The organism is Enterocloster alcoholdehydrogenati (assembly GCF_013282095.1).
Taxonomy (GTDB): domain Bacteria; phylum Bacillota; class Clostridia; order Lachnospirales; family Lachnospiraceae; genus Enterocloster; species Enterocloster alcoholdehydrogenati.
The window spans coordinates 105,683-131,800 of the sequence record NZ_BLTJ01000002.1 but is presented as its reverse complement, the minus strand read 5'-3'; the positions used below and the strand labels follow the sequence as shown (position 1 = coordinate 131,800).

Annotated in this window: 18 protein-coding genes and 1 riboswitch; of the genes, 16 read left to right on the top strand and 2 right to left on the bottom strand. The window is 50.3% G+C overall.

The features are described from left to right. The first annotated feature begins 1 nt into the window (after position 1). The 5 genes from HW447_RS02985 to HW447_RS02965 all read left to right on the top strand — a co-directional run bounded on the left by HW447_RS02985 (position 2) and on the right by HW447_RS02965 (position 8,061). Entirely contained in the window at positions 2-667 is a 666-nt protein-coding gene (locus HW447_RS02985) for a YesL family protein (RefSeq protein ID WP_176253851.1), read from the top strand. Further along, entirely contained in the window at positions 660-1,757 is a 1,098-nt protein-coding gene (locus HW447_RS02980) for a dienelactone hydrolase family protein (RefSeq protein ID WP_243176183.1), read from the top strand. The genes HW447_RS02985 and HW447_RS02980 overlap by 8 nt, the downstream gene beginning before the upstream one ends. Before the next feature lie 322 nt (positions 1,758-2,079). Beyond that, positions 2,080-2,382, top strand: a complete 303-nt coding sequence (locus HW447_RS02975; protein ID WP_176253850.1) for a DUF6110 family protein — start codon at positions 2,080-2,082, stop codon at positions 2,380-2,382. A 79-nt stretch (positions 2,383-2,461) separates the two neighbouring features. Continuing rightward, positions 2,462-4,552, top strand: a complete 2,091-nt coding sequence (locus HW447_RS02970; protein WP_176253849.1) for a heavy metal translocating P-type ATPase — start codon at positions 2,462-2,464, stop codon at positions 4,550-4,552. A 146-nt stretch (positions 4,553-4,698) separates the two neighbouring features. Next, positions 4,699-8,061 (top strand): EAL domain-containing protein, encoded by a 3,363-nt coding sequence (locus tag HW447_RS02965; protein ID WP_176253848.1) that lies wholly within the window; start codon positions 4,699-4,701, stop codon positions 8,059-8,061. Between the two features lie 79 nt (positions 8,062-8,140). On the opposite strand, the gene HW447_RS02960 is transcribed toward HW447_RS02965, so the two are convergent. Continuing rightward, a complete protein-coding gene (locus HW447_RS02960; protein ID WP_176253847.1) occupies positions 8,141-9,571 on the bottom strand; it encodes an amino acid permease in 1,431 nt (476 codons plus the stop codon). 280 nt (positions 9,572-9,851) lie between these two features. Here HW447_RS02960 and pflB point away from each other — a divergent pair, with 280 nt between their 5' ends. Then, positions 9,852-12,104, top strand: a complete 2,253-nt coding sequence (gene pflB / locus HW447_RS02955; protein ID WP_176253846.1) for a formate C-acetyltransferase — start codon at positions 9,852-9,854, stop codon at positions 12,102-12,104. Positions 12,105-12,249: 145 nt separating this feature from the next. Next, positions 12,250-13,026: a pyruvate formate-lyase-activating protein gene (pflA, locus tag HW447_RS02950; RefSeq protein WP_176253845.1), complete on the top strand. Its 777-nt coding sequence runs from the start codon at positions 12,250-12,252 to the stop codon at positions 13,024-13,026. A 61-nt stretch (positions 13,027-13,087) separates the two neighbouring features. On the opposite strand, the gene HW447_RS02945 is transcribed toward pflA, so the two are convergent. Further along, positions 13,088-14,383, bottom strand: a complete 1,296-nt coding sequence (locus tag HW447_RS02945) for a glycosyltransferase family 2 protein (protein ID WP_176253844.1) — start codon at positions 14,381-14,383, stop codon at positions 13,088-13,090. Between the two features lie 356 nt (positions 14,384-14,739). Between HW447_RS02945 and HW447_RS02940 the strand changes: the two genes are divergently transcribed. From HW447_RS02940 to xdhA, 9 genes are all read left to right on the top strand, one after another. Continuing rightward, positions 14,740-15,171, top strand: a complete 432-nt coding sequence (locus HW447_RS02940) for a hypothetical protein (RefSeq protein ID WP_176253843.1) — start codon at positions 14,740-14,742, stop codon at positions 15,169-15,171. Then, positions 15,168-16,139 carry an ABC transporter permease gene (locus HW447_RS02935; protein ID WP_176253842.1) on the top strand — a complete coding sequence of 324 codons (972 nt, stop codon included), beginning with the start codon at positions 15,168-15,170 and terminating at the stop codon, positions 16,137-16,139. The genes HW447_RS02940 and HW447_RS02935 overlap by 4 nt, the downstream gene beginning before the upstream one ends. A gap of 33 nt (positions 16,140-16,172) precedes the next feature. Continuing rightward, on the top strand, positions 16,173-17,057 hold the full coding sequence (cdaA, locus tag HW447_RS02930; RefSeq protein ID WP_330588966.1) for a diadenylate cyclase CdaA: 885 nt from the start codon (positions 16,173-16,175) through the stop codon (positions 17,055-17,057). Next, positions 17,035-18,375 (top strand): CdaR family protein, encoded by a 1,341-nt coding sequence (locus HW447_RS02925; protein WP_176253841.1) that lies wholly within the window; start codon positions 17,035-17,037, stop codon positions 18,373-18,375. Before cdaA ends, HW447_RS02925 begins: the two co-directional genes overlap by 23 nt. 70 nt (positions 18,376-18,445) lie before the next feature. Beyond that, positions 18,446-18,709 carry an HPr family phosphocarrier protein gene (locus tag HW447_RS02920; RefSeq protein WP_176253840.1) on the top strand — a complete coding sequence of 88 codons (264 nt, stop codon included), beginning with the start codon at positions 18,446-18,448 and terminating at the stop codon, positions 18,707-18,709. Positions 18,710-18,786: 77 nt separating this feature from the next. Further along, positions 18,787-20,508, top strand: a complete 1,722-nt coding sequence (gene ptsP, locus HW447_RS02915; protein ID WP_176253839.1) for a phosphoenolpyruvate--protein phosphotransferase — start codon at positions 18,787-18,789, stop codon at positions 20,506-20,508. Then, positions 20,508-21,815 (top strand): O-antigen polymerase, encoded by a 1,308-nt coding sequence (locus HW447_RS02910; protein WP_176253838.1) that lies wholly within the window; start codon positions 20,508-20,510, stop codon positions 21,813-21,815. Before ptsP ends, HW447_RS02910 begins: the two co-directional genes overlap by 1 nt. Before the next feature lie 129 nt (positions 21,816-21,944). Further along, positions 21,945-23,234, top strand: coding sequence for an O-acetylhomoserine aminocarboxypropyltransferase/cysteine synthase family protein (locus HW447_RS02905; protein ID WP_176253837.1), 1,290 nt, complete (start codon positions 21,945-21,947; stop codon positions 23,232-23,234). Between the two features lie 172 nt (positions 23,235-23,406). Then, positions 23,407-23,502, top strand: a riboswitch (purine riboswitch). A 174-nt stretch (positions 23,503-23,676) separates the two neighbouring features. Next, the gene (gene xdhA / locus HW447_RS02900; RefSeq protein WP_176253836.1) at positions 23,677-26,103 is read left to right on the top strand and encodes a xanthine dehydrogenase subunit XdhA; all 2,427 of its coding nucleotides are present in this window, start codon (positions 23,677-23,679) and stop codon (positions 26,101-26,103) included. The last annotated feature ends 15 nt before the right edge of the window (positions 26,104-26,118 follow it).

The following is a 26,118-nucleotide window of genomic DNA, read 5'->3' as shown; positions in this document are numbered from 1 at the left end:
TATGCTGCGATATGACGGACCAGTTATTACGTTTTTGATGAAACTTGGAGATATGGTGATCCTCCATGTGCTCTGGCTGCTTTGCAGCCTGCCAGTGATTACCGCAGGGCCCTCTGCGGCTGCCGCACACTATGTAGCGTTAAAGCTGGTAAGGGATGAAGGGAGTTCCGTAGTTTCCATGTTTTTTAAGGCCTTCCGGGCCAATTTCCGTCAGGCGCTGCCTCTGGGGCTTATAAGCCTCTTTGCAGGGGCGGTGATCGGCGCGGATCTCTATCTGCTTTCCGGGCCGGCGCAGATGGGAGGGGCGGCAGGGTTTTGCATGATGGCTCTTACTGTGTTCTTGACGATCATCTACGGGATTACTCTGCTCTGGCTGTGGCCGGTGCTTGTGACCTATGAGACAACCTGCCTTGGTGCAGTCCGCAGCGCATTTTTCATGGCGGCGGGCAACTGGGGAGAGACTTCTGTCATGGTGCTGCAGGATCTTGTTCTGGGGATCCTGGCCGTGGTCAGTATCGCCTTTTTACCCCAGGCGGCGGTTATTTTTGCCATTTTCGGCTGTCCTTTGTTTTTCGTAGTCAATGCTTTTCATATAAGAAGAGCCTTTGACCGGCTGAAGGAGGCTGGAAGGGAAATGCAGGAGAAGGAGGAAGAAGGGAATGGATGAAAAGCAAAAACGGATCCTGGCAGTGAGCCGCTACTATGACAGTCTGGATGGGATGATGAAAAAATACGATCGGCTGGGAAGAAAAGAGGCCTTTGGCGGAGGGGATCAGGAGGAATGGAAACGGTGGAAACAGAGGGCAGGAAAACACCTCTGGGAACTGCTTGGAATGGACGAGATGGAAAACTGCCCTCTGTGTCCAAAGCTCTTGGAGCGAACAGAGCTTTTCGGAGGAATTATCAGGGAGAAAGTTCTGCTGCAGACAGAACCGGATGTCTGGATGCCGGTATATATCCTGATCCCGCCGGCAAAGGAGGGACGCCCAGGCTGCGTCCTGGCCCCTCATGGCCACCAGGGAGCGGGAAAATACAGTGTGGCAGGCTGCAGGGAGATTCCTGCCGTGGCAGAGGCCATTGACCGGTTCCACTATGATTACGGCCTCTATCTGGCAAAACTGGGCTATGTTGCACTCTGCCCCGATGCCAGAGGCTTTGGAGAACGGAGAGACAAGGCCTTTCAGAAAGAGGAAGAGGAGGCGTTTATGCGGGGAACCTGCTTCCATCTGGCCCATATGGCGGAGCCTCTGGGCATGACCGTGGCGGGAATGAATACCTGGGACCTGATGCGGCTGATCGACTACGTCGAGGAGAGGGGAGAGTGGCGCACCGACGATCTGGGCTGCGTGGGCTTTTCCGGCGGCGGCCTGCAGACCCTTTATCTGGCAGCCTTGGACGACCGCGTCCGCCGGGCTGTGATCAGCGGCTATCTCTATGGCTTTAAGGATTCGCTTCTGGAATTAAATGGAAACTGCAGCTGCAATTATGTCCCCGGCCTCTGGAAGGCCTTTGACATGGGAGATATTGCTTCCCTGATCGCCCCACGGCCGCTGGTGATTCAGTCAGGCTGTTCTGATCACCTCAACGGCCCCAGAGGAATCAAAAATGCAGATGAACAGGTAGAGATCATCCGTTTAGCCTACCGCCTAAACGGAGCGGAGGATCGGCTGATCCATCATCACTATGAAGGCGGCCATCAGTTTCACGAGGAAGATCTGAAGGAGGATCTGGAGCGCATGGAAAAGGATTGCAGATAAATGGGAAATTTTAGAAAAATATCTTCTAAAATCTGGAAATTTCAGAAGATAACTGAAAAAAATTCTCAATAAGTAAATGTTGGATTTGACTAACCGGTTTCCGTTTGGTAAATTATGTGTATAGAACCTGAAAAATATGTGAGGGCTCTGTGAGGGAGCAGAGAACATATGCAAAGAGTCAGAAAGGACAGTGATGGCATGAAGCAGCACAGATTCTGGGCCCTGGCGATGGTATTTTGCCTGGGTATGACGCTCTATACTGGATACAGGCATAAGTAATTTGACCCACTCAAATCACAAAGACAGATCAGGAGGATAAAAAATGTTAGACGTAGATAAGATGAAGAAAATCGGATTGTTCGCAGGCGGCGTGCTGTTCGGTACAGCAGGCGTAAAGGTACTGGCAAGCAAGGATGCCAAGCGCTTTTATATCAACTGTCTGGCAGCCGGCCTTCGCGCAAAGGACTGCGTGATGACTACAGCCACTAACATTCAGGAGAACGCAGAGGATATTCTGGCAGAGGCAAAGGCCATCAATGACGAGCGCTGCAAGGAGGAAGTATTCGAGGACGAGAGCGCGCCCGAGGAAGCATTTGCGGAGGAGACCGCTCCTTTAGAGGCATAAAACAGCGACAGATAATATAAAAACGGGGGCCTGGGGAGCAGATACATTTCCCAGGTCCTCTTTTATGAGGAGAACCGCAATGAAATTTTCCATCAAACATGAGATAAAGGGCCGGCTCAGGGTCCATATTTACCAGAAGGGGGCCATGACCCTGCGTCAGGCAGACCTCCTTCAGTATTATCTGGGAACACTCTGCGGGGTAGAATCGGCAAAGGTGTATGAGCGTACCGCAGATGCGGTGGTGGTTTATAAGGGAGACCGTCAGGATATCCTGGAAAGCATCTGCCGCTTTACCTATGAGGACGAAGGCTTAAAGGAGCTTGTTCCGTCGGCCAGCGGCCGCGCCTTAAACAGGGAGTACAAAGAAAAGCTGATTCAGAGGGTTATGATACGGGCCGCTACAAAGGTATTTTTCCCTGGCTGGCTGAGAGCCGCCTACACAGCCGTCAGCGCCGTCCGCTATGTATACCGGGGCCTTTGCTGTCTGCTCCAGGGCCGTCTTGAGGTCGAGGTGCTGGACGCCACCGCAATTTCCGTATCCATCATCCGGAGGGATTTTGACACCGCAGGCTCTGTTATGTTCCTCCTTGGTATCGGCGGCCTTCTGGAGGAATGGACGCACAAAAAGTCCGTAGGCGACCTGGCAAGAAGTATGTCCTTAAATATTGAAAAGGTATGGCAGAAAACCGGGGACGCAGAGGTGCTGGTTCCTGTATCCTCCATCCGTGAGGGTGATTTCATTACCGTCCATCTGGGAAACGTGATCCCTCTTGACGGCATTGTGACAGAGGGCGAAGCCATGGTCAACCAGGCTTCCATGACCGGAGAATCCATACCGGTAAAGAAAGAGAAGGGATCCTATGTCTATGCGGGAACTGCCGTAGAGGAAGGGGAGATTACCTTACAGGTAAAGAGCGCCCAGGGATCCACCCGTTTTGAGCGTATTGTTCAGATGATCGAGGATTCTGAAAAATTAAAATCTGCGGTGGAGGGGAAAGCCTCCGGCCTGGCCGATGCCCTGGTTCCCTGGAGTCTGGGGGGGACAGCCCTGACCTGGCTTATCACCAGAAACGCCACCAGGGCGATTTCCATCCTGATGGTGGACTTTTCCTGTGCTTTAAAGCTTGCCATGCCTCTTGCGGTGCTGTCGGCCATGCGTGAGGCCGGCAGCCGCCACATCACAGTCAAGGGCGGCAAATTTTTAGAGGCAGTGGCCCAGGCGGACACCATCGTATTTGACAAGACAGGAACTCTTACAAAGGCAGAACCAGTAGTAGCCGACATTGTTCCCTTTAACGATATGAGCCGGGATGAGCTGTTAAAGACAGCCGCCTGCTTAGAGGAACATTTCCCTCATTCCATGGCCAACGCAGTGGTTAAGGAAGCGGCCAGACGGGGACTGATTCACGAGGAGATGCACTCCAAGGTGGACTATATTGTTGCCCATGGAATCGCTACTTATGTAAACGGAACACGCGTGATCATCGGCAGCCATCATTTTGTATTTGAAGATGAAGGCTGTGAGATTCCTGAGGCGCGCAGGGAGGAATTTGAGGCTCTGCCGCCCTCCTATTCCCATCTGTATATGGCAATGGGCGGAAAGCTGGCAGCGGTTATCCTCATTGAGGATCCTCTTCGGGAAGAGGCGGGCCGGGTGATACGCTCCTTAAAAGAACTGGGCATCAGGAAAGTAGTCATGATGACCGGAGACAGCGAACGCACCGCCAGGGCCATTGCACAGCGGGTAGGCGTGGATCAGTATTTTTCGGAGGTGCTGCCTGAGGACAAGGCAGGCTTTGTGGAGCGGGAAAAGGCCGCCGGCCGCAAGGTGATCATGGTGGGGGACGGGATCAATGATTCACCGGCCCTTTCAGCCGCAGACGCCGGCATCGCCATCAGTGAGGGGGCGGCCATTGCAAGAGAGATCGCCGATATCACCATATCTGAGGAGGATTTATATCAGCTGGTTACCTTAAAGGCCATCAGCAACCGTCTTATGAGCCGGATTAACTGGAATTACCGTTTCGTAATCAGCTTCAATCTGGGACTGATCCTCATGGGCGTGGCAGGTCTTATCTCTCCCGCGACCTCTGCGCTGCTTCACAATACTTCCACTGTGGCGGTCAGCTTAAAGAGCATGACCGATCTGCTGGATGAAAAAGAAGAGTAAACTGGAAATAATTGTATTTCAATATAGAAAAGAGAGCAGCCGATATCTGCGGCCTGCTCTCTTTTTGCGGGATATACTTAAAAATAAATTGCAAAAATATGACAGGGGATGATAGAATAGCAAGATGGAAAGGAGAGAACAGGGATATGGATATAAATGAAGAGATGAAGATATATATGCAGACCATAGGATTTCTGGATGAGAGTACCAATGATTATCTGTATATATATGACATGATCAGCGACCGTATTTATTTCACGGATAAGATATGTGAAAAATATCCCTTACCTGCGGCGAAAGACCAGGGTATCCCTTTAAACGTCTGGGGCAGCATCGTTTACTCCAGAGATCTGGCGCAGCTTGAGCAGAATTTAGCTGATATTAAAAATGGAATTTCTGATACCCATGATATGGAATACCGGCTGATCGATCGGGAAGGAAACCGTGTGTGGGTCAACTGCCGGGGAAATGTACATACAGATGAGGAAGGCCGGCCGCGGGTTCTTATTGGAAGTGTATCCGAGCTGGCGGCCCGGCTCAGAGTGGATGATCTGACCGGACTGCAGAATTACGATAAATATATAGAGGATATGGGGAAATGTCTTGCAGATACAGATGGATATCTGATGGTTTTAGGCATTGATGATTTCAAACATATCAATGTTAAAAACGGGCGTGTATATGGAAATCGTATCCTTAAAATGATAACAGAGATACTGGAGGAGCACAGCGTACGGCCTATGAAACTGTACCGCATGGCCGGGGATTGCTTTGCAGTGGATTTTCCGCAAAAAAGCCGCGAGGATGTCCTGCAGTTTTACACAGCCGTAAAACAGGAGATTGAAAAGCAGTGTACTGTTTCTGCAGGCGTTGTGCCCTATGAACAGGGCAATGGCATGGATGGAGGAATGATCTACCAGTACGCGGAAAACGCTCTGGACCGGGCAAAAAAAGAAGGAAAAAATACGCTGATATTTTTCTCATCTGAGGATTATCAGAAAAACCTGGAGCAGATCCGGCTGTTAGATGAGATTAAGACGTCTGTCCGGGAGGGATATAAGGGTTTTTTCCTCTGCTATCAGCCTCAGATTACCCAGGATTCCTTTGTTCTTTACGGAGCGGAGGCGCTGCTGCGCTATCAGTCAGATACTCGCGGCCTTGTAGGGCCAGGAGAATTTATTCCCCTGTTAGAGCAGAGCGGGCTGATCTGCGAAGTGGGGCTATGGGCCCTGCGGACGGCAGTAAGACAGTGTGTACTCTGGAGAAAGAAGGTGCCTGATTTTCATATCAATGTAAACATTTCCTATGTGCAGCTGCGTGAAAAGGAGATAGAGGGACAGGTGCTGGAACTTCTGCAGGATGAGGGGCTGCCGGGGGAGGCTCTTACACTGGAGGTGACGGAGAGCATACAGCTTCGGGACTATCCCTATTTTAACCGAATCTTCCACCAGTGGAAACGAAACGGGATACAGATCGCTATCGATGATTTCGGCACTGGCTATTCCAGTTTAAGCTACTTAAAAAGCATTGACATAGACGAGGCCAAGATAGACCGCTGTTTTGTCACCCATATTCAGGAAAATGCCTATCATTACCGCCTGCTCTCCAACATGATCGAGCTGGCTCACAGCGCACAGATCCGGGTTTGCTGCGAGGGCGTGGAGACTACGGAAGAACTGGCTGCCTTAAAGGAACTAAAGCCGGATGTGCTCCAGGGGTTCCTTTTTGCAAAACCCTGCCTTAGGGAGGAGTTTGAGCGGCTCTATCTTGAGGCAGATACCGAGGAATACAAAAAACGCATGGAGCAGGGCCGCTGTTTCAGAAAGCTGCCTGCAAAGAAGGCGGTATATGTTTCAGGCGGGGACCAGGAGGGATATTTAAGTATCCTTGAGGATATTCAGCTGGGCCTCTGGAGGATATGCATGAACGAGGAGACGGGCAGCTGCGAGATGTATGCAGATGCAGTCATGCGCAGTATTATGGGCCTGAAAGAAGAACTGTCCCCAAAAGACTGCTATGCCTACTGGTATAACCGTATCAGCGAGGGGTATTATAACTATGTAGAGCAGGCAGTGGAACAGACGGCCCGGACCGGCAGGATGGTGCAGATAGAATACACCTGGAATCATCCGAAGCGGGGAGCTGTAACCGTGCGGTGTGCGGCAGTGAGACGGCCAGCCCATGGCAAAAAGATCTGTCTGGAAGGATACCATCGGATTATCAGTGATCTGGAAATCCCTGATTTTCTGCCGAATAACCGTCTGAGCGAGCAGTTTGAATACAACGAGAAAAAACAGGCCATTTATTTTCACACCAAGCGGCGTTTGATTGCAGGCGATGCCATAAGAGAGCAGGGATTTCCGGACTGCTGGATCAGAGAACAGATTGTACATCCTCATTTTGCGGCTGAATTTAAAGGTATTTTTAAGAATGTACAGGAAAAAGAGGATGAGAGAGGCAAAGAGATGCTGCTTCTCACAAAGAAAGGGAACTACGAATGGTTTAAGCTGAAGGCAGCTCATTTAAGCCGTAAGCAGCAGGACGCAGGTACCATTGCGGTAATTATGGAACCGGCGGATCATGAGCGGGCCATGGAGCTGGAGTATATGAAAAAGTCTGATTTTTACGAGGCTCTGCTCTCGGATACAGTGGCCCATGCGGAGGTGGATGTGGAGAGCGGACATATCATGAAGGCCACCGGCGTATGGGAAACCTATGGGATAGAAAGCAGAGAAGAACGGGCGGACTTTGACAAGGTAGTGCAAAAACAGGTGAGCCTGGTGGTATATCCGGAGGATGAAGAAGAATACCGCAGCCACTTAAATCTCCGCTATATGAAGGAGATGTATAAAAAAGGCGTTCCAACCATGGAACTGTGTTTCAGACGCTATGTCGGGACGCAGCTTTACTGGATGAAGCTGGTGCTCCATGTATTCCAGGACCGGTACACGGAAAATATGTATGCCCTTCTGTATTTGAAAAACATTGATGCTGAGAAAAAGAGGGAGCTGGCTCAGGAAAATGCCGCTACCAGGGATCCGCTCACAAATGTATATAATCGAACTGCCTTTGAAACTGAGGTAAAGCGGTTTATGAATGGGGATGAGCCGGATGCAAAGGGGGCGCTGATCATCCTGGATTTGGATGATTTTAAACAGGTAAATGACCGTTTTGGGCATCTGAAGGGAGATGAGACTCTTAAATTTCTGGCAGAGATTCTTAAGAGTACCTTTAGGAGCCACGATGCCATCGGCCGCCTTGGAGGGGATGAATTTCTGGTGTTTGTAAAGGGAACCATTGACAGAAGCATTTTAGATAAACGGATGGGAGAGCTGCTTGCAAAAGTAGGACGGCTGGGGAAAATCCCTCTGTCCTGCAGCGCGGGAATCCGCCTCGTGGGGGAAAAGGATTTTGACTATAATGAAGACCTGAGAAAAGCAGATGTGGCCCTGTATGCCAGCAAAAAGCTGGGAAAAAACTGCTACAGCTACTACGAGGAACAGACATAAAGAAGCGGCCAGCCTCAGGCCTGTATAGCAGATATGAAAACACCCGGCGTATTCATGAGAAGAATACGCCGGATGTTTTTTAGCGGCCGGCCGCTTCTTTTTTGCGGATGACCGGAAGGATCAGCCCCAGGGCGGTAAGGACAAAGGGGGTGATCACGTTTAAAGCGGTGGAGACCATGTCTCCCTTTACATACATACCAAAGATACAGCAGAAGGCCGTTACGAAAAAGCACCAGATACCGGCTGTCAGAGCGATGCCCTGGCTCTTTACAAAACGGTATTCAGGCTGGAAACGGTCTGCGGCCTTTCTCAAAGCGATATAAGCGGCAAATACCCACAGATAACGCAAAGGCATGGTGACGGAGTTTAACTTATTTAACTGGGTCAATACGGCAGCCGCTCCGGGAACGAAGGACTGGATCAGGATGATACTTCCTGACAGGCAGGCTACCATAAGGATACCGTTAATGTAAGCGCCGTACTTGTTCTTCTTTAACAGTTTGGTAGGAACGAACTGTCTTGCATCCTCATTATCAAGAAGCATACGAAGAGGAGCATCAATGCTGAGCACCAGAGTGGAGAACTGACCGATGGCATTGCAGGCTGCGTAGATGATCAGCAGCAGATTTCCTACATGGTAATACTGTCCCAGCTTCTGGAAGGACCAGTAGGAGCCGTTGGAAACGTAGGAACTGAAACTTTCGGAGCTTTCATTGATAACCGTTGGATCAAACATCATGCCCATGGCGATGGTACCAAGGATGGCGCAGACCATAACCATAATGGCAAGGGCGATCATGCCCTTTGGGAAACCCTTGGACGGATCCTTTACCTTATTTACATAAGGAGAAATTTTCTCGCATCCGCCTACGGCAAATACCAGGATAGAAAGGGAGGTAAAGTATCCCACGTTGAACTGGGGAATCAGCTTGTCCCATGTAAAGTCCACAGAAACATAACCGCCGTTTGGATTGATGACGGGGGCTGCGAACATCATCAGGATATACAGGATGGACATGATGAACATACTGGTTCCCGCGATGGTCGCAAGCTTCTTTAAGGGGTTTAAGCCGCGGCTGGCAACCCAGCAGAAGAACAGGAGAACAGCCAGTGTGGCAAGCTGGATCCAGATGGTGGGGAACTGGTCGTAGGTCGTACCGTTCTGGAAAAACATCCAGCTTAAAGCTTTTAAGCCGCCGCTTCCCTTGCTTGCGATATAGGTAACGTGGCAGGCCCAGTAAGTCCAGCCTGCATAGTAGGCAAACTTGGGATTGATGGTTTCGTGGATCCAGGAACTGACGCCGCCGCCGGAGTGCTTAAAAGCAGAACCCAGTTCGCCTACCATCAGAGCATAGGGGACGAAATAGAGGGCAAACATTAAGATCCAGCTGAAAATGACCTGTATACCATTAAAGTATACGAAGCCGTTGAGTACATTTCCAAAGCCCCAGACCGTGGAAAAGGCCATGAAGGCAAGGGTGTACCATGGGATTTTCTTTGAGTTTTCCATTTGTAACCTTCCTTTTCTAAAGTATAGTACGCTCCCATGAGCGTTAAAACGTGATGCCTGCTTACTATATCATATTTTTCAGCATTATTCAAATAAAAGTAAGTTTTTCTCCCTCTATACGGAAAAATATGTTTTTTATTCGGCACATGAGAAAAAATACTCAATAATCATCTATGCCTTCCACGTGAAATGTGATAGGATTCAAATGAAAGTTAGCAAAAGCTAACATTGCGGCGGGACACAACAGAAGAGGACTGCCGGATCAAGAAGGAGGATACCTATGCAGGATTACAGTCAGTGGGACGGCTTTGAGGGCCGCCTCTGGAAGGAAGAAGTAAACGTAAGAGACTTTATTCAGAACAATTATACTCCCTATGAGGGGGACGAGAGCTTTTTGGCAGGGCCAACGGAGGCAACCGACCGTCTCTGGGGGATTTTACAGGGGCTGCAGAAGGAGGAGAGAGCCAAGGGCGGTGTCCTGGACATGGATACCGATATTGTGTCCGGCATCACCTCCCACAAGCCTGGGTACATAAGCGAGGAGACAAAGGACTTAGAGCAGGTGGTGGGTCTTCAGACAGATAAGCCCTTAAAGCGCGCCTTTATGCCATACGGCGGAATCAAGATGGCAGAGGAAGCCTGCCGCACTTATGGCTATGAGCCAAACCCGGAGCTGCACAAGATTTTTACGGAATACTGCCGCACACACAATCAGGGCGTATTCGACGCATACACCCCCGAGATGAAGAAGGCCCGTCACAGTAAAATCATCACAGGTCTGCCGGATACCTACGGCCGGGGCCGCATCGTAGGCGACTACCGCCGCGTGGCTCTCTACGGCATTGATTTTCTGATCCGTGAAAAGCAGCATGATTTTGCGATCTGCGGTGACGGCACTATGGTAGATGAGACCATTCGCCAGAGAGAGGAGATCAGCCGTCAGATCGGGGCTTTAAAGGAAATGAAAGAAATGGCCCAGTCCTACGGCTTTGACATTTCCCAGCCGGCAACCACGGCCAGGGAAGCGGTTCAGTGGCTTTACTTCGGCTACCTGGCAGCTATTAAGACCCAGAACGGCGCGGCCATGAGCGTGGGACGTATTTCAACCTTCTTGGATATCTATATTGAAAGAGACTTAAAGAAGGGGATTTTAACAGAGGCCCAGGCCCAGGAGCTGATCGATCATCTGGTTATGAAGTTCCGTATGGTGAAATTTGCCCGTATTCCATCCTACAACCAGCTCTTCTCCGGCGATCCTGTATGGGCAACTCTGGAGATGGCGGGAATCGGCGTAGACGGCCGCTCTATGGTGACAAAGAATGACTTCCGTTTCCTCCACACTCTGGAAAATATGGGGCCCAGCCCGGAGCCGAATCTGACGGTTCTCTATTCCTCTGCTCTGCCGGAAGGCTTTAAAAAGTATGCCGCAGACATTTCCATCCGCACCAGCTCCGTGCAGTATGAAAATGATGATGTGATGAAGCCGGTATGGGGAGATGACTATTCCATCTGCTGCTGTGTATCCGCTACCCAGACAGGTAAGGAGATGCAGTTCTTCGGTGCAAGGGCCAATCTGGCAAAATGCCTGTTATATGCTATGAATGGCGGCCGGGATATGAAAACAAAGGAGCAGGTAGGGCCGGAGCTGCGCCCCATTACCTCTGAGTATCTGGATTATGATGAGGTAATCCGCAAGTATGACGTGATGATGGACTGGCTGGCAGGTCTGTATGTAAACACCCTGAACCTGATCCAGTATATGCACGATAAATATTTCTACGAGGCGGCGGAAATGGCCCTCATTGATACCGATGTGCGCCGGACTTTCGCGACAGGAATCGCAGGTTTCTCTCATGTAGTGGATTCCTTAAGCGCCATCAAGTATGCGAAGGTAAAGACCATCCGTGAAGAGGACGGACTGATCATTGATTTCGAGACAGAGGGAGATTTCCCGCGATATGGAAATGATGATGACCGGGCAGACGACATCGCAGTATGGCTTCTTAAGACCTTCCTGGACAAGTTAAAGAAGCGCCATACCTACCGCAATTCAGAGGTGACCACCTCTATCCTTACTATTACGTCTAACGTGGTATATGGAAAGGCCACCGGAAATATGCCAGACGGACGCCGAGCAGGAGAGCCGTTGTCTCCGGGAGCGAACCCATCCTATGGAGCGGAAGCCAACGGCCTTCTGGCATCCTTAAACTCCGTTGCAAAGTTACCCTATGAGTGGGCGCTGGACGGTATCTCCAACACCCAGACCATCAATCCTGATGCACTGGGCCATAATGAGGCGGAGCGCATTGAAAATCTGGTTCAGGTGATGGACGGCTATTTTGACCAGGGTGCGCACCATCTGAATGTAAACGTGTTCGGAACGGAGAAGCTCATTGACGCTATGAACCATCCGGAGAAGGAGGAGTACGCCAACTTTACCATCCGCGTATCCGGCTATGCAGTGAAGTTTATTGACCTGACAAAGGAACAGCAGATGGATGTAATTTCCAGAACCTGCCACAAGGCAATGTGAGAACGGGAATAAAAGACGGTTATACATAAAAAGTTAAGAACCGGTCCGGGGAAACGTATTTTCCCTGGACCGGTTCTGCCGGTTGGAGATAGGGGATTTACATACCCAAAGCCGGCAGGGAAAACAGGACAGAGGAGAATTGCAGATGGAAACACAGGAAAGAAGGAGAGAAGATGTACAGGGGCAGGTTCATTCTATGGAAACCTTCGGGCTGGTAGATGGGCCGGGAGTCCGGTTTGTGGTATTTTTACAGGGATGTCAGATGCGCTGCCGCTATTGCCACAACCCGGAAACCTGGCCTGCGGAAGGCGGAACCATGTGGGGGGCAGGGAAACTGTTTGAGCATATATACCGCTACAGGAGCTACTGGAAGAAAAAGGGACAGCCAAACGGCGGGATCACAGTCAGCGGCGGCGACCCTCTTTTGCAGCCGGAGTTCGTGGCAGAGCTTTTTGCCTTTGCAAAGGAAAAGGGTGTCCATACGGCCATTGATACATCTGGAAATCCGTTCTCTTTAAACTCCCCTTATATAGAGCGGTTTGAGAAACTTATGGAGACAACCGATCTGGTGCTTCTGGACCTGAAGGAAATAGATGAGGAAAAGCACAGGGCTTTGACAGGATGTTCCAATGAAAACGTCCTTGCGCTGGCCCGCTGGCTGTCAGATCACGGAAAAGAAATGTGGATCCGCCATGTGCTGGTGCCGGGACTTACAGATGATGAGCAGGGGCTTCTCGGCCTGAGAGAATTTATCCGCAGCTTAAAGACGGTCAGCCGGGTGGAGATTCTTCCCTATCATACATTGGGAATGTTTAAATGGAAAAATATGGGAATCACTTATCCTCTGGAGGGAACGCCGGTACCGGCAAAAGAGGAGATAGAACGGGCGGAGAGACTCATTGGTGCAGGCGTCTTTCGCTAACAGGAAAAGGGAAACCGCTGATATGTTTCAGAGGTTTCCCTTTCGTCAATAATTGAAACGATTACCGTCCCTGGCCCTTGCTTGGGATCAGTTCGCCGGTAGTATTTCCATGGCAGATCGGCTTCCACTCTACCTTCTTTACAAGAGCTACGGCAGAGATCGGAATATAGGTAAACATAAAGAGCGGAAAGGTGAAGGTATAGAGAATCTTCTTGCGGGTGGACATGGCCACCTGCTTCCACTCTGCGGCCATGGTGATGGCGCCGTAAATCAACAGGCTTACATAGAACATACCCAGGGTGCGTCCAAGGAAGGACAGGTTCTCGGCAACGATCATTTTTGCAATGTAGCCCGGCTCTGTAAAGAAAGCGCAGAGCATGACTGCATTGATGATCAGGGCGGCCAGCGTAAAGAACATACCGGGAGCCACAGTCATAAAGATGTCATAGCAGGAAAAACCCTTTCTTCCCGGACGGAAACAGCCGCGGATCAGGCCTAAGCTGTAATGCCAGTCTACCTGATAAAAGCCCTTGGACCAGCGAAGTCTCTGTCTCCAGGACTGGCCGAAATGCACCGGCTGCTCGTCATAGATGACAGCTTTGTCGCAGTAGCCGATGACCTTGCCGTCAATGGCGCAGTTTACAGAAAATTCAATATCCTCTGTTAATAGATGGAAGGGCCAGCCGCCATTTTCACGGATCACTTCGCCGGACACCAGAAAGCCCGTTCCGGAGATTGCGCAGTTGGTTCCAAGAAGCATACGGGGGAAGTTTAAAAATCTGGCTTCCCGCAGAAACCACAGCCCGTATCCGGCAGATATCCAGTTGGCTCCGAAATTCTTGGAATTGCGGTAGCTGGTAAGGGCAGCGTAGTTTCCGCTGTCAAAGGTATTGTTCATCTCCCGCACAAAGCAGGGATCTACATAATTGTCCGCATCGAATACGAAATATCCGTCGTATACGTCCTTGCCGGAGGCGGAGAGACATTTGAACAGATAATCCAGGGCATAGCCCTTGCCGATCAGATCCCGGTTGAAGCGGCGGTAAACCTTGGCGCCTGCCGCTAAGGCCACCTGAGCCGTATTGTCGGTACAATTGTCGGCGATCACATAGATGTCAAGAAGCTCCGAAGGATAGTCCTGGGCTTTCAGGCTGGCGATCAGGCCGCCGATTACATTTTCTTCGTTTCTGGCGGAAATCACAGCCGCATACCTGTGAAGGGCATGGGGCGTATCAGGCGTCTTTGTGCGTCTGCGGATCAGACCCAGCAGAAGATAACCGATCTGATAAAAATAGAACACAACAAATATGGTTGCCATCACATAATTAAAATAATGCAGCATTCGCAGTGTACTCATATTTAACCTCTTTATATAGTTTTTTGATCCCGTCTCATCCGCCGGGACCGGTTTATGTAGAATCATTATAAAAAATAGCATAATTTTTAAATAATACAAGAGTTTTAAAGAAATTCATAAAATCTTAATAATTACTTCATATAGTATTCAATTATGAATGATAATAACGGCTGCAATTGTTTGTTTCGTATTTACTTTAGGCCAAAGAGCCGATATAATAAATGGAAGAACGAATGGAAACGGACATAGCTGGGCCGTTTGAGGACACAAAAATAAAAATTCATTTAAAGTGTCGCAAAATAATAAAAGTTGTGGTATACTGAATTGACATATTTTCAAAATTAAGGAGCGTCTGTATGCTGAATGAAGAGAAGGTCCGCTATATGACAGAGCTGGCCATATTTGAAAAAAATCAAGGCAGAAGGATCTTTCCTGTAAACCGTTTCTTTAAAAGCGACTATGTGGGAGGGCAGATGTTCCGGGCTTTTTTCGGTTATACCTTCAGCTTTTTCCTTATTCTGCTCACCTGGGGGATTTATAAACTGGATGTGATTATGGGAGGGGCAGAGATCAGCCAGATTCATTCCTGGATCACAAATGGCGTCCTTGCCTACGGCGGAGGACTGTTTCTGTATCTTATGATCACCTGGCGGGTCAGCGCCAGGCGTTATGATATTGCCTCCAGGACTCAGACCATGTTTACGGCCCGCCTGCGCCATCTGGTGAAGCGATACGGAAAAGACCGGCCGGATGCCGGCAGAGAGAATCGAGGAGGAAGAACCATATGACAGGACTTCTGCTCTGGAAAGAGCATCTGAAGGAATTTTACGAGAAATACAACCCCATGATCCATCCGCTGATCCGTTTTTTATTTACTCTGTGCACGGTGCTCAGCATCAATTCTACCATCGGATATATGGCTAAGCTTAAAAATCCCCTGGTGGTTCTTATGGTTTGCCTGGTGGGGGCGCTTCTTCCAAATTGTACGCTGGTGCTTTTGATCGGCTGCCTGCTGGCGGTTCATCTGTATGCAGTTTCCATGGAGATGGCCCTGATCGCGGTTCTGATGATGATTGTGGTGGGGATTCTTTATTACGGCTTTAAACCGGGAGACAGCTGGCTGCTGGTGCTTACACCGTTAGCGTTCCTTTTTAAGATTCCCTATGCGGTACCTCTCCTTGTAGGGCTGGGAGGAAGCTTATGCTCTGTGATCCCTGTAAGCTGCGGCGTGTTTTTCTACTATCTCGTAATGTATGTAAAACAAAACGCAGGCGTCCTTACGGGAGAGGGGGCTGTGGACATGGTACAGCGCTACAGCCAGATTGTCCGCGCAGTATTCTTCAATCAGACCATGATCGTCATGATTGTCACCTGTATTGTGGGAATCCTGGTGGTGTACCTGATCCGGAGGATGTCTATCGACTATGCCTGGGTGGTGGCTATTGTGGCCGGTTCTGTGGCGGAGCTCCTGGTGATCTTCATCGGGGACTTTATATTTGGCGTATCGGTGGCTCCCATCCAGATGGTTCTCGGTATGCTGGTTTCAGCAGCGCTGGCGGCTGTGTATAATTTCTTTATATTTTCGGTAGACTACACCCGCACGGAATATGTGCAGTTTGAGGACGAGGACTATTACTACTATGTAAAGGCAGTTCCCAAGATGACCATGTCCACCACGGATGTGCAGGTGAAAAAGATCAGCGCCAGAAAACGCAGTACAAGGGAACGGGAGCCTGGCGGACAGAGGCCTTCATAAAAAACACATTTCATGAGAGGAGGACGATAGAAGATGGATATTTTGCTGGAAGTGATGGATCAGCTGTCGTCCTGGCTGTCTTTGCTGCCCAGGATCTCACTTAAAAATATTGTGGAGATTGCCATTATTTCCTTTCTGGTCTATGAACTGCTGGTATGGATCAAGAATACCAGGGCATGGACGCTGCTTAAGGGACTTTTAGTCATTTTTGCCTTTTCAGTGGTAGTGGTGCTTTTTAAGCTGGATACGATTTTGTGGATCCTTAAAAATATTACCGCCATTGCCGTGACGGCGCTTCTGGTTGTTTTTCAGCCGGAGCTGAGAAAGGCGTTAGAACAGCTGGGAAGCCAGAACATCATCAGCAGCATCCTTCCCATGGATCAGGGGAAAGAGACTAACGGATTTAATGACCGTACGGTCAATGAACTGGTTCGGGCTACCTTTGAAATGGCAAAGGTCAAAACGGGAGCGCTGATGGTGATCGAGCGGGGAACTTCTTTAAAAGAAATCGAACGCACCGGCATCGAGATCAACGGCCTTGTGACCAGTCAGCTTCTGATCAATATATTTGAGCATAATACCCCTCTCCATGACGGGGCAGTGGTAATCCGGGGGAACCGGGTGGCGGCCGCTACCTGTTACCTGCCTTTATCAGATAATATGTCCATTAACAAGGCTCTGGGAACCCGCCATCGGGCTGCGGTGGGCGTCAGTGAAACCACAGACAGCCTTACCGTTGTGGTGTCTGAGGAGACAGGGCGTGTTTCCGTAGCGGAAGGCGGCAGTCTTAAGACAGTATCCGATGCAGAGACGCTGCGGTCTATCTTATCCGGTATCCGGGAAGTGGCTGAGCCGTCCGGCAGCCGGTTCAGGTTATGGAAGGGAAGGCTGATCAATGGAAAAAAAGCTGATAAATAATTTAAAACTGAAAATACTTTCCGTCTTTATTGCTTTCTTTGTATGGCTGGCAGTGGTAAATATTTCCAATCCTGATATCACAGGAACGCAGAACGTTCCGTTGGAGGTGCTTAATGAAAGCGTGCTTACCTCCAGCGGAAAGACGTACGAACTTCTGGACGACAAAAACACAGTAACGGTATCCTATAAGGTAAGAACACTGGATTCCGGCAGTGTTTCGGCCTCTGATTTCAGGGCCTATATCGACCTGGCGGATATGTATGAGCCTACTGGTGCCGTTCCCATCAAAATTGACGTAAAGAACAGCCATGTGGATTCCGTGACCGCCAAGCCGGCGGTGATCCGGGTAAGGACCGAGGATCTGCAGCAGAAACCATTTGAACTGACACCAAAATATGTGGGTAAGCCGGAGGACGGCTACAGCCAGGGCAGCGTCAGCCTGTCACCGTCAAAGATCGTAGTCAGCGGGCCTCAGTCCCTGGTGGGACAGATCAGCACCGTGGGGATAGAGATCCGGCTGGATGGAGCGACGGAGGATCTGACCGGCACACTGCCGATCAAATGCTATGATGCCAATGGAAATGAGATCAGCCTGGATGACCGGGTTACCTTAAGCCGTACGGAAGCGGACTATGATCAGTCGATCCTGAAGGTGAAGGATCTGAGCCTGAATTTTGAAACAGAGGGACGGGTGGCTGACGGCTACCGCTATACTGGCATTGAATCCAGCATCAAGTCCGTGAAGGTAGTAGGCCTAAAATCTGACCTGGCAGAGATCAGTTCCATTACCATTCCAAAAAAGGAACTGAATATGGATGGGGCCACCGCGGATAAGAAGGTAACCATCGACTTAAGCCAGTATCTGCCAAAGGGCGTATCCCTTGCAGAGGGCGAGAGTCAGATCACGGTGACCATCAAGGTGGAACCGCTGGAAACCAGGGATTTTGTTCTGGGTTCTGATTCCATCCGTCAGGTAGGGGCATCCAGCCACTACAGTTATCAGTTTGACCGGGATACTGTGACCGTTCGGATCAAGGGTCTGACCGAGGATCTGGATCAGCTGACGGAGGAAAATCTGGAGGCGGAGGTAGATGTAAGCGATATGGGGCCTGGAACTCATACGGCGCAGGTGAGCCTGCAGCTGGGAGCGGCCTATGAACTGGTAAGCTGCGACCCTCTTCAGATCACTGTCCACGACCGAACGGCGGATGAGACGGAAACGGCGGCGGAATCCCAGGATACATCGTCCAGGCCGGCAGAGAGCGAGTCCAAGATGGAAGGAACGTCAGAGGCGTCCTCCTCTTCCGCCCAGGAATAGGTGCCGTATCCATAGGAGACGGCTGAATACAATATGACAGTAAAACAACAGATACAGGAGTGAGAGACTTATGGTAAGCAAAGCAACGCTGATCAAGAATCCATCAGGCCTTCATTTAAGGCCGGCGGGAATCCTGTGCAAGGAGGCCCTGTTATATAAAGCAAAAATATCCTTTCGCGTCCGCAATGTGACGGCCAATGCAAAGAGCGTATTAAGCGTTCTGGGGGCCTGCGTCAAATGCGGCGAGGAAGTGGAGTTTATCTGTGACGGCCCGGATGAGGAGCAGGCCCTTGAGGCCATGATCCGTCTGGTGGACAACCGTCTGGGTGAGTGATGACGGCAACCAAAGGTTGTGAGTATAAATAAAGGGGGCGGGATTTCCCGCGCCTGAAACTTAAGGAGGAAATATCCATGTATAAGGGAACAAACGCTTCCGACGGCATCGGTATCGGTACCGCGGTGATCGTAGAGGAGGCAGAGCTTGTAATCACAAGAAGAGAGGTTGGGGACGCACAGGCCGAGGTTTCGCGTTTTAAGGGAGCGCTGGAGCAGACCGTCGCTGAGACCCAGAAGATGGCCGAGGATCTGGCAACCCGAGTGGGAGAGAAGGAAGCCGAGATCATGCAGGGCCATATGATGCTTTTATCAGATCCCATGCTTACGGGAGAAATTGAAAATTCCATCAGCAATGATAAAGTAAATGCAGAGTTTGCCATTGAAACGGTATGCAATATGTATGCAGATATGTTTGCGTCTATGGGAGATGAGCTGATGCAGCAGAGAGCTACGGATATGCGCGATATTAAGGTTCGTATGCAGCGTACTCTTATGGGGCTTCAGTCTGCAGATGTGTCCTCTCTGCCGGCCGGCACTGTCCTGGTGGCAAAGGATCTGACCCCTTCCATGACCGCAGGGATCAATCCGGCCAATGTGGTTGGAATCGTTACCGAGTTAGGAGGCCGCACTTCCCACAGCGCTATCCTTGCAAGAGCGCTGGAGATTCCGGCTGTGGTGGCTGTAAACGGTCTTTTGGAGCAGGTAAAGGACGGGGATACCGTTGTTTTGGACGGCAGCACCGGCGAAGTATATGTAAATCCTGATACAGAGATAAAGACTGCTTATGAGGCGAAGAGAGACCAGTTCTTAAAGGAAAAGAAGGAGCTGGAAAAGTACATTGGAAAGCCGTCTGTTACAAAGGACGGAGTACAGGTGGAGATCGTAGCCAATATCGGAAAACCTGAAGATGTTGACAAGGTACTCCAGTATGACGGAGAGGGCGTGGGCCTGTTCCGCACCGAATTTCTGTTTATGGACCGTACCTCCATGCCGACCGAGGATGAGCAGTTTGAGGCCTATAAAAAGGTGGCGGCTGCCATGAACGGAAAGCCCGTGATCATCCGTACCCTGGATATCGGCGGCGACAAGGAGATCCCGTATATGGGTCTTGAAAAGGATGAAAATCCATTTTTGGGCTACCGTGCGATTCGCCTGTGCCTGGACAGGAAGGAAGATATCTATAAGCCCCAGCTGCGCGCTCTGCTGCGTGCCAGCGCTTTCGGAAATATCCGCATTATGATCCCTCTTGTGACCTGCATTGAGGAATACAGAGAGGCAAAGGCTCTGATCGAAGAACTGAAGAAGGAACTGGATGAAAAGGGAATTGCCTATAAAAAGGACATCCAGGTCGGTATCATGGTAGAGACCGCAGCCGCATCCCTGATCGCAGATATCTTTGCAAAAGAGGCGGACTTTTTCAGCATCGGCACCAACGACCTGACCCAGTACACCATGTCCGTAGACCGTGGAAACAAAAAGATTTCCTATCTGTATTCCACCTTTAACCCGGCTGTGCTGCGCAGCATACGCCATATCATCGCCTGCGGCCGGGAGGCCGGCATCATGGTCGGTATGTGCGGAGAGGCTGCCAGCGATCCCATGATGGTTCCTCTTTTATTAGCCTTTGGCTTAAACGAGTTCAGTATGAGCGCTTCCGCTATCCTGCGCACCAGAAAGCTGGTGACAGAGTACAGTGTTTCTGAACTTCAGGAAGTGGCCGACAAGGCCATGAGCTTTGCCACCACAGCGGAGGTAGAAGCCTATATGAGAGAATTTATGGAGAAGATGAACGGCTGATGTTAGTTTATGTTATTTGCTATATTGTAAGTTTTATCCTGGCCTGGCAGCACATTTATGTGCTGTCCGGCCTTGTACTCTTAGGAGCGGCCATCTGGCTGTATATCGGGGATTATATAAGGACGGGCAATCTGATCCATCTGCGGGGGCTGTTCTGCCTCTTTTTTGTGGGCGGACAGGGCATTTCCTGTTTTAAGCTGTCAAGGCTTCAGACAGACTGGGCTGTAAAGACCTGGATCTGTCTGTTTTTAGCCGTGGTTCTTTTCTGGACGGTTTTTGAGGTTATGACCCGTCTCTATGACGGCTGGACAGAGAAGGATATGCAGTCAGTATACCGCTTTTTTTCCTCCGGGGAGTCTCCGCTTCAGACGAGGCGGATCCTGATTTCCATGACCGCCATCACCGCAGTGTCTCTGCTGGCATTTTCATTTGAGGCCTGGAGACTGGGCTTTATACCGATGTTTTCTTACGGTGTCCCCCACGCTTATTCAGAATTTCATATCAGCGGGGTGCACTATTTTACCGTATCCTGTGTGCTGGTTCCGAGCCTTTCGGTGGTTTACTGCGTTATGACGGCAAGAAGAGGAAGAGGACTTACAAGGGACCGGGGATTTTTGCTGGCTATGGTTCTTGATCTGATCGCCCTGGCTATCCCGCTTTTGTGTGTGTCCCGCTTTCAGCTGATCCTGGCTGTGGGAATGGCAGTATTTACCTACATCTCCATGGCGGGGAATTTCAGCCTGGTATATGTGGGGGTTTTGGCCGTGGTGATGATTCCGGCTTATCTGATCCTTACGGTACTGAGAAGCCACAGCGTAGAGTATCTGAATGGGATCTTTGAGATGAAGAACAGCCATATGCCCATATTTATTACCCAGCCCTATATGTATATTGCAAATAATTATGATAACTTTAACTGCCTGGTAGAGCAGCTGGGCCGTCATTCCTTCGGACTTAAGGGTCTGTTCCCTTTATGGGCACTTACAGGACTGAAATTCCTTATTCCGTCCCTGGTGAATTTCCCTTTATTTGTCACAAAGGAGGAACTTACCACGGTTACGCTGTTTTATGATGCCTATTACGACTTCGGCATATTGGGAATGATCCTGTTTGGAGGGCTTTTAGGTGCGGCCTGCTATGGGCTGGTGCGCCTTAGAAAAAAACTGTCCTGTCCGGTTGGCCATGTGATCTATGCCCAGATTGCCATGTATATGGCTCTGGCTTTCTTTACCACCTGGTTTTCCAACCCGGCCACATGGTTTTATCTTCTCCTGTCAGGAGCCGTGTATTTTTATGTGAATGCGTAAGAAACAGGCCGCGGGCCGTCCCCTCATGAACAGGGACTTCCGTTTTGGGGTTGAATCCTCAAAAGGAGCGGAGTATAATAAAACAGCATCTATTTTAACGGAAAACCGACCCCAGGAGGAAGAAAACTCATGACAAAGAAGCGTTCATTAGACACCATCTGTATTCAGGGCGGATGGGAGCCGAAAAACGGCGAACCCAGACAGCTGCCTATCTGCCAGAGTACGACATTTAAGTATACGTCCAGCGAGCAGATGGGACGGCTGTTTGATCTGGAAGAAAACGGATATTTCTATACAAGGCTGGCGAACCCTACCAATGATGCGGTAGCCGCCAAGATCTGTGAACTGGAAGGCGGAGCAGGCGCCATGCTGACCTCCTCCGGACAGGCCGCAAACTTTTATGCTGTGATGAACCTGTGTCAGGCAGGAGACCATGTGGTAAGTTCCGCTGCCATTTATGGCGGCACTGCCAATCTGTTCACAGTAACCATCCCAAAGATGGGCGTAGAGTGTACTCTGGTAAGCCCGGATGCCACAAAGGAGGAGCTGGCGGCTGCATTTCGCCCAAACACCAAGGTTTTATTTGCCGAGACGATCGCCAATCCCGCGCTGACGGTTCTTGACATAGAGAAGTTTGCCAGGGCAGCTCACGATCACGGCGTTCCCCTGATTGTGGACAATACCTTTGCGACTCCCATCAACTGCCGGCCTTTTGAGTGGGGCGCAGATATCGTGACCCACAGCACCACAAAATATATGGACGGCCATGCCATGACCATAGGCGGCTGTATCGTGGACAGCGGAAACTTTGACTGGGAGGCTCATCATGATAAGTTTAAGGGTCTTACAGAGCCGGATGAATCCTATCACGGCGTTATATACACCCAGAAGTTTGGAAAGCTGGCCTATATCACCAAGGCAACTTCCCAGCTGATGCGTGATCTGGGTTCCATTCAGTCTCCTCAGAATGCCTTTCTGATCAATGTCGGCCTTGAGACACTTCATCTAAGAGTGCCAAGGCACTGCGAAAACGCCTGTAAGGTAGCTTCCTTTTTAAAGTCCAGAGAGGATGTGGCCTGGGTCAGCTATCCGGGGCTGGAAGGGGATAAATATTATCAGCTGGCAAAGAAATATATGCCCACAGGCACCTGCGGCGTTATTTCCTTTGGCTTACGGTCCGGCAGAGAGGGCGCAGCCCGGTTTATGGACCGTTTAAGGCTCTGCTCCATCGAAACCCATGTGGCGGATTCCCGCACTGCGGTTCTGCATCCTGCCAGCCATACCCACAGACAGCTGACCAACGAACAGCTGACGGAGGCGGGAGTCGATCCTTCCATGATCCGTTTAAGCGTGGGAATCGAAGCTGCGGATGACATCATTGAGGATATCCGCCAGGCTCTGGAGCATACAGCAGATTAGCGGGAGTGCTTTGATGCAGAGGCAGGATAAAACGTTGTTCTTGTAAAAATATAACGATAAAATACAAAAATTTTTAGGTAATATTTGTAAATATTGCACAAAAAACTAAAAAATATTTGAGAACTTTGCGACTAGACTAATTTTTTTTAAGGATATATAATACAAGTAATCAATTCAATAAAAATGCCTGATATGTATATCCTGGGGATTGGCCCAGAGTCTCTACCAACTACCTTAAGAGTTGACTACATATGTTTATGTAGTCAGCTCTTTTTTGGTACCCAAGTGTTAAGAAAACGTGAATGGATGCCGGGCGGCAGTTTCTGTGTTTCAGGAACCTCGTCCGTATAAACTTTGGGAGAAAAAAAGGGCTGATGGTCTATCTGGAGGTGTCGGCCGTTCCAGGCAGGAAACAGGCGTAAAGGAGTAAGGAGGAAATACAATGAAAGTTGTTGGTCAGGAAATCAACCGGGTGGATGCCCTTGGAAAAGTGACCGGCGAGGCAAAGTACACCGCGGATCTGGAACCCAGAGACATCCTTCACGGAAAGGTGGTTCATTCAACCATTGCAAACGGCCTTGTAAAGAGCTTTGATTTAAGCGAAGCGTTAAAGGTGCCGGGGGTGGTAAAGATCATCACCTGCTTTGATGTGCCGGATATCCAGTTCCCTACCGCAGGCCATCCCTGGAGCGTGGAGGTAAAGCACCAGGATATCCGCGACCGGAAGCTTTTAAACCAGAGAGTGCGCCTGTACGGCGACGACATTGCAGCGGTAGTGGCTGAGAATGAGGTTGCAGCAGCGCAGGCAGCCCGTCTGGTAAAGGCAGAGTATGAGGAATATGAACCTATTGTCACCGTAGAGGCCGCATTAAAGCCGGGGGCAGCTCCCTTGCATCCGGATATCCGCAGTGATAATGTCATCGTCCATTCCCATATGACTATGGGGCCGTCCGATTTTACCTATGAGGAAGGAAGAAAAAAGGCGCTGGAAGAATATGGGGAGGAAGGGCTGGTGGAAATTGACGAGACCTATGATACTCCCAGAATTTCCCACTGCCACATTGAACTTCCTGTTTCCTGGGCTTATGTGGATACAAACGGCAAGGCAACCATCGTCTCATCCACCCAGCTGCCCCATATTGTCCGACGCGTTACGGCTCAGGCCCTGGGAATCCCGGTAGGAAAGGTACGGGTAATCAAGCCCTATATCGGCGGTGGTTTCGGCAACAAGCAGGATGTTCTTTATGAACCTTTAAACGCCTTTCTCTCCATCTGTGTGGGCGGAAGAGCGGTCCGCATGGAGATCAGCCGCGAGGAGACTATCTCCGGCACCCGTACCCGTCACGCTATCGAAGGGAAATGCAGAGGTATTGTTACAAGGGACGGCAGGATCCTTGCAAGACAGCTGGAGGCATTTGCAAATAACGGCGCATATGCGTCTCACGGCCACGCCATCTGCGCCAACTGCGGAAACGTATTTAAAGATCTCTACAGAGACCGCCTGGGAGCGGAGGTGGACTGCTGGACGGTCTATACCTCTTCGCCTACGGCAGGCGCCATGAGAGGCTACGGCATTCCGCAGGCGGACTGGTTTGCGGAATGTCTCACTGAGGATATGGCGGTAGCCATTGACATGGATCCATGCGAATTCCGCTTAAAAAACTGTGTGGACGATGGGTTTGTTGATCCCGCCAACGGCATTTCCTTTCATACATATGGTTTAAAGGAGTGCATAAAAAAGGGGCGGGAGTACATTCGCTGGGATGAGAAGAGAGAGGCCTATAAAAACCAGACCGGTCCTGTAAGGCGCGGTGTGGGAATGGCTGTTTTCATCTATAAGACAGGCGTATATCCGATCTCACTTGAGACAGCCTCCTCACGCATTACATTAAACCAGGACGGTTCTATTCAGCTGTCCATGGGAGCTACGGAGATCGGACAGGGCGCAGATACGGTATTTTCCCAGATGGCCGCAGAAACCACAGGGATTTCCCTGGACCGGGTATACATCAATTCCACCCAGGACACGGATGTGACCCCCTTCGACACTGGCGCTTATGCGTCCCGCCAGACCTATGTATCCGGTATGGCCTGCAAAAAATGCGCCCGCGAGTTCCGCCATAAGGTGCTGGAATACGCCGCCTATATGCTGAACCATGATGTGACTGACCTTTCAAAGACGGTTTATTCCGATGTGGTAAAGGAGGCAGCAGGGAAGGTACGCCATGTACTGGGACTCACAGAGCAGGATGAGATCACATGGGATATGCTGGATATTGCGGATAGTCAGATTGTGGTTACCGGCGGCGATCCGGTGCTCTTTGACGTGGCAGTGGTGGCGGATACCGCCTTCTATTCCCTGGACCGCTCTGTCCATATCACCGCTGAGACGACCAACCAGTGCAGAGACAATACCTTTGCTTCCGGCTGCTGCTTTGTGGACGTTGAGGTAGATATGCCTCTGGGGCTTGTGACCGTAAAGGATATCGTAAATGTTCACGATTCCGGTATCCTGATCAATCCAAAGACGGCCGCAGGCCAGGTACACGGCGGCATGAGCATGAGCCTTGGCTTTGGCCTCTCTGAGGAACTTTTGGTAGACGAAAAGACAGGAAAGCCTTTAAACAACAACCTTCTGGATTACAAGATCCCAACGGCCATGGATGCCCCGGATCTCCACGTGGAGTTTATTCAGTTAGACGATCCGACCGGCCCTTATGGAAATAAGGCTCTGGGAGAGCCGCCGGCAATTCCGGTAGCTCCGGCCATCCGCAATGCCATCCTTCATGCAACGGGCGTTTCCATGAACACGGCTCCCATGACGGCCCAGAGGCTGATCGGGAAATTCAAAGAAAAGGGACTTATCTGAGAAGGAAGGAGACAA

What these genes read in the sequence shown, in the direction of transcription:
- cdaA (WP_330588966.1), top strand. Translation starts at nt 16,173, where the DNA reads ATGGATATTTTGCTGGAAGTGATGGATCAGCTGTCGTCCTGGCTGTCT.
- HW447_RS02985 (WP_176253851.1), top strand. Translation starts at nt 2, where the DNA reads ATGCTGCGATATGACGGACCAGTTATTACGTTTTTGATGAAACTTGGA.
- HW447_RS02910 (WP_176253838.1), top strand. Translation starts at nt 20,508, where the DNA reads ATGTTAGTTTATGTTATTTGCTATATTGTAAGTTTTATCCTGGCCTGG.
- HW447_RS02945 (WP_176253844.1), bottom strand. Translation starts at nt 14,383, where the DNA reads ATGAGTACACTGCGAATGCTGCATTATTTTAATTATGTGATGGCAACC.
- pflA (WP_176253845.1), top strand. Translation starts at nt 12,250, where the DNA reads ATGGAAACACAGGAAAGAAGGAGAGAAGATGTACAGGGGCAGGTTCAT.
- HW447_RS02935 (WP_176253842.1), top strand. Translation starts at nt 15,168, where the DNA reads ATGACAGGACTTCTGCTCTGGAAAGAGCATCTGAAGGAATTTTACGAG.
- pflB (WP_176253846.1), top strand. Translation starts at nt 9,852, where the DNA reads ATGCAGGATTACAGTCAGTGGGACGGCTTTGAGGGCCGCCTCTGGAAG.
- ptsP (WP_176253839.1), top strand. Translation starts at nt 18,787, where the DNA reads ATGTATAAGGGAACAAACGCTTCCGACGGCATCGGTATCGGTACCGCG.
- xdhA (WP_176253836.1), top strand. Translation starts at nt 23,677, where the DNA reads ATGAAAGTTGTTGGTCAGGAAATCAACCGGGTGGATGCCCTTGGAAAA.
- HW447_RS02960 (WP_176253847.1), bottom strand. Translation starts at nt 9,571, where the DNA reads ATGGAAAACTCAAAGAAAATCCCATGGTACACCCTTGCCTTCATGGCC.
- HW447_RS02980 (WP_243176183.1), top strand. Translation starts at nt 660, where the DNA reads ATGGATGAAAAGCAAAAACGGATCCTGGCAGTGAGCCGCTACTATGAC.
- HW447_RS02905 (WP_176253837.1), top strand. Translation starts at nt 21,945, where the DNA reads ATGACAAAGAAGCGTTCATTAGACACCATCTGTATTCAGGGCGGATGG.
- HW447_RS02920 (WP_176253840.1), top strand. Translation starts at nt 18,446, where the DNA reads ATGGTAAGCAAAGCAACGCTGATCAAGAATCCATCAGGCCTTCATTTA.
- HW447_RS02965 (WP_176253848.1), top strand. Translation starts at nt 4,699, where the DNA reads ATGGATATAAATGAAGAGATGAAGATATATATGCAGACCATAGGATTT.
- HW447_RS02940 (WP_176253843.1), top strand. Translation starts at nt 14,740, where the DNA reads ATGCTGAATGAAGAGAAGGTCCGCTATATGACAGAGCTGGCCATATTT.
- HW447_RS02975 (WP_176253850.1), top strand. Translation starts at nt 2,080, where the DNA reads ATGTTAGACGTAGATAAGATGAAGAAAATCGGATTGTTCGCAGGCGGC.
- HW447_RS02970 (WP_176253849.1), top strand. Translation starts at nt 2,462, where the DNA reads ATGAAATTTTCCATCAAACATGAGATAAAGGGCCGGCTCAGGGTCCAT.
- HW447_RS02925 (WP_176253841.1), top strand. Translation starts at nt 17,035, where the DNA reads ATGGAAAAAAAGCTGATAAATAATTTAAAACTGAAAATACTTTCCGTC.